This window comes from Xanthomonas sontii (genome assembly GCF_040529055.1).
Classification (GTDB): domain Bacteria; phylum Pseudomonadota; class Gammaproteobacteria; order Xanthomonadales; family Xanthomonadaceae; genus Xanthomonas_A; species Xanthomonas_A sontii.
In genome coordinates, this window is the sequence record NZ_CP132342.1 from 1,367,926 (window position 1) to 1,379,056 (window position 11,131).

At 70.0% G+C, this 11,131-nt stretch carries 5 protein-coding genes and 1 pseudogene; all 6 read left to right on the forward strand.

Annotated features, from left to right (window positions below):
* Positions 1-6: 6 nt before the first annotated feature.
* The 6 genes and pseudogenes from RAB70_RS05910 (at position 7) to RAB70_RS05935 (ending at position 11,011) form a co-directional block, all read left to right on the forward strand.
* Positions 7-2,163: an alpha-glucuronidase family glycosyl hydrolase gene (locus RAB70_RS05910; protein WP_408068862.1), complete on the forward strand. Its 2,157-nt coding sequence runs from the start codon at positions 7-9 to the stop codon at positions 2,161-2,163.
* Complete coding sequence (locus RAB70_RS05915) at positions 2,160-4,139, forward strand: sialate O-acetylesterase (protein ID WP_148829180.1); 1,980 nt, start codon at positions 2,160-2,162, stop codon at positions 4,137-4,139. Before RAB70_RS05910 ends, RAB70_RS05915 begins: the two co-directional genes overlap by 4 nt.
* Positions 4,139-5,833 carry a glycoside hydrolase family 43 protein gene (locus tag RAB70_RS05920; RefSeq protein WP_148829179.1) on the forward strand — a complete coding sequence of 565 codons (1,695 nt, stop codon included), beginning with the start codon at positions 4,139-4,141 and terminating at the stop codon, positions 5,831-5,833. The genes RAB70_RS05915 and RAB70_RS05920 overlap by 1 nt, the downstream gene beginning before the upstream one ends.
* The gene (locus tag RAB70_RS05925) at positions 5,833-8,538 is read left to right on the forward strand and encodes a glycoside hydrolase family 3 C-terminal domain-containing protein (protein ID WP_408068863.1); all 2,706 of its coding nucleotides are present in this window, start codon (positions 5,833-5,835) and stop codon (positions 8,536-8,538) included. The genes RAB70_RS05920 and RAB70_RS05925 overlap by 1 nt, the downstream gene beginning before the upstream one ends.
* Positions 8,426-10,021: pseudogene (locus RAB70_RS05930) on the forward strand (MFS transporter); the annotation flags it as partial. The gene RAB70_RS05925 and the pseudogene RAB70_RS05930, both read left to right, overlap by 113 nt.
* A complete protein-coding gene (locus tag RAB70_RS05935; RefSeq protein WP_225851657.1) occupies positions 9,995-11,011 on the forward strand; it encodes a glycoside hydrolase family 43 protein in 1,017 nt (338 codons plus the stop codon). The pseudogene RAB70_RS05930 and the gene RAB70_RS05935, both read left to right, overlap by 27 nt.
* Positions 11,012-11,131 lie beyond the last annotated feature (120 nt).

An 11,131-nucleotide genomic window follows, 5' to 3' on the forward strand; every position in this document is an offset into this window, starting at 1 on the left:
CATGTCATGCGGTGTCAGTGGATGGCATGCGCTGCCATGGTGCTGATGGTCTGCGCGGGCAGCCTGCGCGCGGAGGACGGCGCAGCGCTGTGGCTGCGTTACCTGCCCTCGCAAGGCGCCGCACGTGCGGATGGCGACACGCACCTGGACGAGGTGGTGGCGCCGGCGCGGACGCCGACGCAGCGCGTGGCGCGCGACGAGCTGGTGCGTGGCCTCACCGGCCTGCTGGGGCGCGCCCCGGCGATGCGTGCGGGCGCAAGCAGCGATCACGCGGTGGTACTGGGCACGCCACAGTCGTCGCCAGCGCTTGCGCCATTTCGCGAGGAGATCGCGGCGCTGGGCGAGGAGGGCTACCTGCTCAAGCGCGTCCGCATCGATGGGCACGCGGTGCTGCTGGTGGGCGCACGCCGCGATATCGGCGTGCTGTATGGGGTGTTCCATCTGCTGCGCCTGCTGCAGACCGGCGCGTCGCTCGACGCGCTCGATGTGCGCGAGTCGCCACGGATCCGGCTGCGCGTGCTCGACCATTGGGACGACCTGGACGGCCATGTCGAGCGCGGTTATGCCGGCCGCTCGTTGTGGGACTGGCAGAGCCTGCCGGAGTGGCGCGACCCGCGCTACACCGACTACGCGCGCGCCAATGCCTCGATCGGCATCAACGGCACCGTGCTGAACAACGTCAACGCCAATGCGCAGAGCCTGGCGCCGGCCTACCTCGCCAAGGCCGCGGCGCTGGCGGACGTGTTCCGGCCCTACGGCATCCGCGTGTACCTCAGCGCACGCTTCAGCGCACCCATCGAAGTGGGCGGGTTGAAGACCGCCGATCCGCACGACCCGGCCGTGCAGCGCTGGTGGCGCGACAAGGCCGCCGAGATCTACGCGCGCATTCCGGATTTCGGCGGCGTCCTGGTCAAGGCCAATTCGGAAGGTCAGCCCGGCCCGCAGGACTATGGCCGTTCGCACGCCGACGGCGCCAACCTGCTGGCCGATGCGCTGGCGCCGCACGGCGGCGTGGTGATGTGGCGGGCCTTCGTCTACGCCCACGACGTGCCGGTGGACCGCGCCATGCAGGCCTACACCGAGTTCGTCGGCCTCGACGGCGCCTTCCGCCCGAACGTGATCGTGCAGGTCAAGAACGGGCCCATCGACTTCCAGCCGCGCGAGCCCTTCCATCCGCTGTTCGGCGCGATGCCGCGCACGCCGCTGATGCTGGAGGTGCAGATCACCAAGGAGTACCTCGGCTTCGCCACGCACCTGGTGTACCTGGGGCCGCTGTACGAGGACGTGCTGCAATCCGACACCCATGCCCGCGGCGCGGGATCCACGGTGGCGGACGTGGTGGATGGCACATTGGAAGGCCATGTCCTGACCGGCATCGCCGGCGTCGCCAACATCGGCAACGACCGCACCTGGAGCGGCTCGCACTTCGACCAGGCCAACTGGTACGCCTTCGGCCGCCTGGCCTGGAATCCGCACCAATCCGCCCGCGCCATCGCCTCGGACTGGGTGGCGATGACGTTCTCGCCGGCACCGGAGGTGGTGCAGCCCATCGTCGGGATGATGATGGGCTCGCGCGAGGCCGCGGTGAACTACATGACCCCGCTGGGCCTGCACCACCTGATGGCGCGCGGCCACCACTACGGTCCCGGCCCCTGGGTGGACGGCGGCCCGCGCGCGGACTGGACCGCGGTGTACTACCACCGCGCCGATCGCGATGGCATCGGTTTCGATCGCACTGCGCATGGCAGCAATGCGGTGAGCCAGTACGCGCCGGACGTGGCGGCAGTGTATGGCGACACGACGCGGGTGCCCGAGTCGCTGCTGCTGTGGTTCCACCACGTGCCGTGGGACCACCGCATGGCCTCCGGACGACCGTTGTGGGACGAACTGGTCGGCCGCTATGCGCTGGGCGTGCGCCAGGTGCAGACCATGCAGGCCACCTGGGATGGGCTGCGCGGCAAGGTGGACGCCGAGCGGCATGCGCAGGTGGCGGCGTTCCTGCGCATCCAGCTGCGCGAAGCGCAGTGGTGGCGCGATGCCAGCGTGGCGTACTTCCAGTCGGTCAGCGGGCGACCGTTGCCCGCGGGCGAAGCCGCGCCACCGCACCCGTTGGCCTGGTACCAGGACCTGCAGTTTCCCTCCGCACCGGGAGATGGACGATGAAGCCGACCATGTGGAGGGGCTGGCTGCTGGCGGCGGCCTTGGGATGCTGCGCCACGCCCTGCATGGCACAAGACGCGGCGCCACCGCTGTTGCATCCGCTGTTCCAGGATCACGCGGTGTTGCAGCGCGACCGGCCGCTGCCGGTGTGGGGCGACGCCGCGCCGGGTGCCACGGTGTCGGTGACCTTTGCGCGGCAGTCGGTCAGCGCGCGTGCCGACGCCGGTGGCCGCTGGCGTGCCACGTTCAAGCGGGTCGCCGCGGGCGGTCCTTACGACATGACCGTGCGCGCGGGACTGGCGCGCCAGGTCGTGCGCGATGTGCTGGTGGGCGATGTGTGGCTGTGTTCCGGGCAGTCGAACATGGAGCTGCCGGTGTGGCGCGCGCTGGATGCGAGCCGCGAACTGGCCGCGGTCGCCGAGCCCAGCATCCGTCTGTTCACCGTGCCCAAGGCCGCGGCGGTCGCGCCGCAGGATGCGTTCGCGGCTGCGGTCGCATGGCAACCCGCGGCGCCGGACACGGTGCGCGAGTTTTCGGCCGCGTGCTTCTACTTCGCACGCGAACTGCAGAAGACGGTCAAGGTGCCGATGGGGCTGATCCAGTCGGCCTGGGGCGGTGCGCGGATCGAGGCCTGGACCAGCGCCGACGCCCTGCGTGCGCAGGGTGGCATGGACGAGGCGCTGGACGTGCTGGCGCTGTCTGCCACCGACCCCATCGCGGCGAGCGCACGCTGGGGCCGGCATTGGCAGCAATGGTGGACCACGCGCGCCGTTGCCAGGCCGGCCGATACGCCATGGCAGCCCGGCACTGGCGGCACCGGGTGGCAGGACGCGCCAGAGGCGCTCGGCGCATGGGAGCGCTGGGGCGTGCCGGCGCTGGCCGACTACAACGGCATGGTCTGGTACCGCACGCAGGTCACCCTGACCGCCGCGCAGGCGGCGCAGGACGCACGGCTGGTGCTGGGGCCGGTCGACGAAACCGACATGACCTGGGTCAACGGCGTGGCCGTGGGCAGCCAGAACGCGCCAAGCGATCCGCGCCGGTATGCGCTTCCGCCCGGCCTGTTGAAAGCGGGCAGCAACACGGTGGTCGTCAACGTGCTGGATACCTACGGCGAGGGCGGGCTGGCAGGCCCGGCGAGCGCCCATGCCGTGCAGTTGGACGCCGGCACGCGGATCGTCCTAGATGCGCATTGGCAGTATCGGGTCGCCCCCGATCCACAGTCCCCGCCGCTGGCGCCGTGGCACGCGGCCTCCGGCATGTCGACCTTGTACAACGGCATGATCGCGCCGTTGGGGCGTTACGGGCTGCGCGGCATGCTGTGGTATCAGGGCGAATCCAACACCGGCGAGGGCGCGGCCTATGCGACGCGGTTGCGTGGCTTGCGCGACGACTGGCGCGGGCAGTTCGGCGCAAAGATGCCGCTGCTGGTGGTGCAGCTCGCCGGCTACGGCCTGCCGCCGCAGGCCCCAGTGGAGAGCGGCTGGGCGCAGGTGCGCGAGGCGCAGCGCCGCGTGGCCGCGGAAGACCCGCACAGCGGCCTCGCGGTGGCCATCGACATCGGCGATGCCTACGACATCCATCCGCCGAACAAGCAGGAACTGGGGCGGCGCCTGGCGCGGGCGGCGCGCCACGTGGTCTACGGCGAACGCGCGCTGGCGCCGTCCGGCCCGAGGCCACGCACGGCAGCGCGCACGCAGGGCGCCGTGCGCATCGTGTTCGACGACGTCGACGGCCGCCTGGTCACGACCGGGGCGAGCGGCCCCATCGGCTTCGAACTCTGCGATGCCCAGGCGCAGCGCTGTACCTATGCCGACGCGGCGCTGGACGGGCGCACCGTCGTCCTGCGCAGTCCCCAGGTAGCCGCCGCCGCACGCGTGCGCTACTGCTGGGCCGATGGCCCGGTCTGCACGCTGCGCGACCGTTCCGGTGCGCCGGCAGGACCGTTCGAACTCGCACTGTCCGAAGGAGTTCACTGATGCGCCCGTTGCTCGCCACGGCCGTCCTGCTGTTGTCCGCTGCGCTGCAGCCGCTGTGGGCCGCGCCCGCACCGCCGGTCTATTTCGACTGGTTCGACTACGCCGGGCGCGACGCAGCCTTCGATTCGCCGCTGCCGGCCGGGCATTACCGCAATCCGATCCTGGCCGGCTTCCACGCCGACCCCAGCATCGTGCGCGCGAACGGGCGGTTCTATCTGGTCAATTCCAGCTTCACATACTTCCCGGGCATTCCGGTGTTCGAGAGCGTGGATCTGGTGCACTGGAAACAGGTCGGCAACGTGATCGACCGGCCGACGCAAGTCGACTTCGATGGCCTGAGCGTGTCGCGCGGCATCTTCGCGCCGGCCATTTCCTATCACGACGGCGTGTTCTACGTGGTCACCACGGCCGTCGACAGCGGCGGCAACTTCATCGCCACCGCGCGCGATCCCGCTGGCCCCTGGTCGGATCCGCACTGGCTGCCGGGCATCGGCGGCATCGATCCGTCGCTGTTCTTCGACGCCGACGGCCGCGTCTACCTGCTCAACAACGACGTGCCGCCCGGCGCGCCGCGCTACGACGGCCACCGCGCGATCTGGATGCAGCAACTCGACCTGGCGACCTTCACCCCGGTGGGGCCGCGCAAGGTGCTGATCGACGGCGGCGTCGAGCCGGCAAAGAATCCGATCTGGATCGAGGGGCCGCACCTGTATCGACGCGACGGCTGGTACTACCTCTCCGATGCCGAGGGCGGCACCGGGCCGCAGCATTCGCAGGTGGTGCTGCGCAGCCGCGACGTGTGGGGGCCTTACCAGCCGTATGCGGGCAATCCGATCCTCACTCAGCGCGACCTGCCCGACGCTAGGCCGCTGCCGATCGCCAACGCCGGGCATGCGGATATTGTGGAAGGGCCCGACGGGTCCTGGTGGGCGGTGTTCCTGGCCAGCCGCACCTACGACGTGCGCCACTACAACACCGGGCGCGAGACCTACCTGCTGCCGGTGCAGTGGCGCGACGGCTGGCCGGTGATCCTGCCGGCCGGGCAGGCCATCCCGTATGCGGTCAAGGCACCGTCGTGGATGCAGGGCGAGGCGTCGCAGGCGCCGTCCACCGGCAACTTCGTCGAGCGCGATGAGTTCGATGCGCCGACGCTTGGCCGCGGCTGGTTGCGCGTGCGTGTGCCCAAGCAGGACTGGGCGGACCTGGGCACGCGTCCGGGCAGCCTGGCCGTGCATCCGCTGCCGGAGAACCTGGACACCTTGCGCAACCCCGCCTTCCTGGGGCGCCGCCAGCAGCATTTGCGGTTCGAGGCCAGCACCGCAATGACGCGCCCCGAAGCGGGCGTGGCGGCCGGGCTGGCGGCGTTCCAGAACGAGGACTGGTGGTATTTCCTTGGCGTACGCCGCGTGGGCCGCGATCGCGTGGTGGTGTTCCTCGAAGCGCGCGCGGGCAAGGGCGCGACCAGAACCATTGCCAGTCGCGAAGTGGACGCGTCCACGTCGCTGCGTCTGAAGATCGCCGGCGACGCCGGCACGTATGCGTTCGCGTTCGACGCCGGCACGGGGCAGGGCTGGCAGACCCTCGCCGACGACGTCGACGGAACCGTGTTGAGTACGGATCGTGCAGGCGGCTTCGTGGGCACCCTGCTCGGTCCTTTCGCGCGCGACGAGCGTGCCTCCAGGAGCAAACGATGATGACGCGCAGGTTTTCCTTTCGCAGCGGTGTTCGTGGCCGCCTGTTCCGCACGCTGGCCCTGTGCGCCGCCATCGCGCTGGCCGGCGTGGGCCATGCCGCCGACGCCGTCGACGCCAAGCCGTGGCAGGATACCTCGGCCAGCTTCGAGGCCCGGGCGGCGGCGCTGGTCGCGCAGATGACGCTGGAGGAAAAAGCGGCGCAGATGCAGAACGCCGCGCCGGCGATCGAGCGCCTGGGCGTGCCGGCCTACGACTGGTGGAACGAGGCGCTGCATGGCGTGGCGCGGGCCGGGCAGGCCACCGTGTTTCCGCAGGCGATCGGGCTGGCCGCCACCTTCGACGTGCCGTTGATGGGGCAGGTGGCCACCACCATCAGCGACGAGGCGCGCGCCAAGCACCACCAGTTCCTGCGCGAAGGCGCGCATGGCCGCTACCAGGGGCTGACCTTCTGGTCGCCGAACATCAACATCTTCCGCGACCCGCGCTGGGGACGCGGCCAGGAAACCTACGGCGAGGATCCCTACCTCACCGCGCGCATGGGCGTGGCCTTCGTGCAGGGATTGCAGGGCGACGATCCGGTGTACCGCAAGCTCGACGCCACCGCCAAGCATTTCGCCGTGCACAGCGGCCCGGAGGCCGACCGCCATCACTTCGACGCGCGCCCGAGCAAGCGCGACCTCTACGACACCTACCTGCCCGCGTTCGAGGTGCTGGTGAAGGAGGGCAAGGTGGACGCGGTGATGGGCGCCTACAATCGCGTATACGGCGAGTCCGCCAGCGCCAGCCAGTTCCTGCTGCGCGACGTGCTGCGCCGCGACTGGGGCTTCACCGGCTACGTGGTCTCGGACTGCTGGGCCATCGTCGATATCTGGAAGCATCACCATCTGGCGCCCAGCCGCGAGGCCGCCGCGGCGCTGGCGGTCAGGAACGGCACCGAACTGGAGTGCGGCCAGGAGTACGCCACGCTGCCGGCGGCGGTACGCCAGGGGCTGATCGACGAAGCGGAGATCGACGACGCGGTGACGCGCCTGTTCGCCGCACGCATGCGACTGGGCATGTTCGATCCGCCCGAGCGCGTGCGCTGGGCGCGGATCCCCGCCTCGGTGAACCAGGCGCCCACGCACGATGCGCTGGCGCTGCAGGCCGCACAGGAATCGCTGGTACTGCTGAAGAACGATGGCGTGCTGCCGCTGTCGCGCACGCTCAAGCGCATCGCCGTGGTCGGCCCGACCGCCGACGACACCATGGCCTTGCTCGGCAACTACTTCGGCACGCCGGCGGCGCCGGTGACGATCCTGCAGGGCATCCGCGACGCGGCCAAGGGCATCGACGTGCGCTATGCGCGCGGTGTGGATCTGGTCGAAGGGCGCGACGATCCGAGCGCCACGCCGCTGATCGAGGCGGCGTATCTTCGGCCCTCGGCGGACTCGCCGGAACGCGGCCTGCGCGGCGAATATTTCCGCACGCCCGATCTATCGGGGACGCCGGCGCTGGTTCGCACCGACGCGCAGATCGGCTTCCGCTGGGATCGCGGCTCGCCGACCGACAACCTGCTGGCCCGCGGCGAAGCGGGGCCGGGGCAGGGCATTCCCAACGATCATTTCAGCATTCGCTGGAGTGGTCAGCTGCTGCCGCCGGTCTCGGGCCGCTACCGGATCGAGGCGGCCGCCGACGACGGCTTCCGCCTCTATGTCGACGGCAAGCTGGTGCTGGATCACTGGACCGACAGCGACCGCATGCGCGCCGACGGCGTGGACCTGGACCTGCAGGCGGGCCGCGCCTATGCGGTGAAGCTGGAGTACTACGACGCCGAGCGCGACGCGAGCGTGCGCCTGGGCTGGCGCATGCCCGGGGCGAAGCCGCCGTTCGACGAGGCGCTCGATGCCGCGCGCAGCGCCGATGTGGTGGTGTTCGTCGGCGGGCTGACCGGCGATGTCGAGGGCGAAGAGATGAAGGTCGACTACCCGGGCTTCGCCGGCGGCGACCGCACCGACCTGCGCCTGCCCGCGCCGCAGCGCGCCTTGCTGGAAGCGCTGCACGCCACCGGCACGCCGGTGGTGATGGTGCTGACCGGCGGCTCGGCGCTGGCGGTGGACTGGGCGCAGGCGCATCTGCCGGCGATCCTGATGAGCTGGTATCCCGGGCAGCGCGGCGGCACCGCGGTGGGCCAGGCGCTGTTCGGCGAGGTCAACCCTGCCGGCCGCCTGCCGGTGACGTTCTACCGGGCGGACCAGGCGCTGCCCGCGTTCGACGACTACGCGATGGAAGGCCGCACCTACCGCTATTACCGCGGCACCCCGCTGTATCCGTTCGGCCACGGGCTGTCGTATACGCGCTTCGACTACGGCAAGCTGCGCGTGGATGCGCCGCGCATCGCCGACGACGGACGCCTCAAGGTGCAGGTGGAGGTGGCCAATACCGGCAAGCGCGCCGGCGACGAAGTCGCGCAGCTGTACGTGCGGCGGCTGGCGGCCGCGCCCGGCGATGCGCAGCAGGCACTGCGCGGCTTCCAGCGCGTGCGCCTGGCCCCGGGCGAACGCCGGACCCTGACGTTCGAACTGGACGCGCAGCAGGCGCTGCGCCAGTACGACGATGCGCGCGGCACCTACGTCGTGCCGGCAGGGAGCTACGAAGTACGGATCGGCGGTTCAAGCGCCGATGCCCGCGTGCGTGCGCGCTTCACCGTGGAGGCGCGTCGTGACTGAGGCCCGCAGTGCGGAGACCGCCGCGCACACGCTGTCGGTGCGCGAGAAGCTGGGCTACAGCCTGGGCGACCTGGCGGCGAACCTGATCTTCCAGACGCTGATCACCTACCTGGCGTTCTTCTACACCGATGTATACCGGTTGCCGGCCGCCACGGCGGGGACGATCATCTTCGTGATCGGCCTGCTCGGCGCGTTCGTGTTCACCCCGCTGATCGGCATCGCCGCCGACCGCACGGCCACCCGCTGGGGCAAGTTCCGGCCGTGGATCCTGTGGACGGCGATCCCGTTCGGCGTGCTGTCGCTGCTGGCCTTCAGCACCCCGGAGCTCGGCGCGCGCGGCAAGGTCGTCTACGCGTTGACCACCTATGGCCTGCTGATGCTGGTGTACGCGGCCAACAACCTGCCGTATTCGGCGCTCAGCGGCGTGCTCACCGGCAACATGGCCCAGCGCAACAGCCTGTCGGCCTACCGCTTCGTGGCGGTGATGATCGCGCAGTTCATCATCCAGGTGTTGCTGTTGCCGCTGGTGCTGATCCTGGGCGACGGCGACAACGTGCGCGGCTTCGAGCGCCTGATGACGGTGTTCGCGGTGGTGGGCACGCTGTTCTTCCTGATCACCTTCGCCACCACCCGCGAGCGCATCGTCCCGGCCAAGGAACAGAGCGCCGGCGTGCTGCAGGACCTGACCGACCTGCTGCACAACCGGCCGTGGAAGGTGATGCTCGCACTGACGGTGCTGGTCTTCGTCAACCTGGCGCTGAAGGGCGGCACCTACATCTACTACTTCCAGTACTACCTGAGCGAGGCCGCGCTGGCGGGCTTTCTCGACACCTCCGGCTTCAACGGCTTCATCGGTGGCGTCAATGCGCTGCTCGGCGGCTGGGGACTGTCCGGCTTCACCTGGCCGCAGGATGCGGCGACCTCGGCGTTCAGCCTGTTCAATGCGTGCGGCATCCTGTGCATGATCCTGGGTATCGGCTTCTCGCGGCGCCTGGCCGACCGCTTCGGCAAGCGCGATGCCTTCGGCGGCGCGCTGCTGGTCTCCACTCTGTTCCTGCTGGTGTTCTACGTCCTGCCGCCCACTGCGATCGGCGTGGCCTTCGGCGCCTTCATGCTGCACGGCTTCTGCTACGGCATCACCATCCCCTTGCTGTGGGCGATGATCGCCGACGTCGCCGACTACTCCGAGTGGAAGAACCATCGCCGCGCCACCGCGATCATCTTCTCGGCGATGCTGTGCGGGCTGAAGATCGGACTCAGCATCGGCGGCGCGCTGGTCGCCGGCATCCTCGCACACCACGGCTACCAGGCGGGCGCGCCGCAGCAGCCGCAGGCCGTGGTGGACGGCATCCGCCTGACCGTGAGCGTCTACAGTGCCCTCCCGTTCCTGGTCGCGGTGGCGCTGCTGTGTTTCTACCGGATCGACAAGCGCATGGAACGTCGCATCGAACACGACCTGCAGGCGCGGCGCCAGGGCAGCGACCTCGACCATCTTGCGGCGCACGCCGTCTCGCAACCGCTGGTCACCCACATCTACACGGCCGATCCGTCGGCCCATGTGTTCGAGGGGCGCCTGTACATCTATCCGTCGCACGACATCGACAGCGGTGCGCCGTTCGACGACGACGGCGGTCACTTCGGCATGGAGGACTACCACGTGCTGCGTATGGACACGCCCGACGGCGCGACCACCGACTGCGGTGTGGCCCTGCATGTACGCGACGTGCCCTGGGCCAGCCGGCAGATGTGGGCGCCGGACGCGGCGACACGCGACGGGCGCTATTACCTGTACTTCCCCGCCAAGGACGCGCAGGGTCTGTTCCGCATTGGCGTGGCGGTGGCCGATCGCCCGGAAGGCCCGTTCGCCGCCGAACCCGAGCCGATCGCGGGCACCTATTCGATCGACCCGGCCGTGTTCGAGGACGACGACGGCGCGCACTACCTGTGCTTCGGCGGCATCTGGGGCGGGCAGTTGCAGAAGTACCGCGACGATCGCTTCGATGCGGCGCACGCCGAGCCCGAGGGCGATGCGCCGGCACTGGGGCCGCGGATCGCCCGGCTGGACCCAGGCATGACCCAACTGGCCGAGCGCACGCGGGAAATCGTGATCCTCGACGAGCACGGCCGGCCGCTGCGCGCCGACGACCACGCGCGCCGCTTCTTCGAGGGGCCGTGGCTGCACAAGGATCAGGGCCGGTATTACCTGTCGTATTCCACCGGCGATACGCACCTGCTGTGCTATGCCATCGGCGACAGTCCGTATGGCCCGTTCACCTATCGCGGCGTGCTGTTGAAGCCGGTGGTGGGCTGGACCACGCACCACTCCATCTGCGCGTTTCAGGGGCGCTGGTACCTGTTCTACCACGACGCCCTGTTGTCCGGCGGCGTGACCCACCTGCGCTCGGTCAAGTGCACGCCGCTGCACGTCGAGCCGGACGGGAGCATTCGCACGGTCGATCCCTATGGTGGCTGAAAGGCCGTGGTCTAGTGACACTGCGCCGCCTGCGGAGTTGGCGGGCGGCGCATTGGCCTCCTCTAGGCGTCGGCTGCCATGCAGCCGAGGCGAGCGAAGTGCTATGCGTTCCGATGGCGC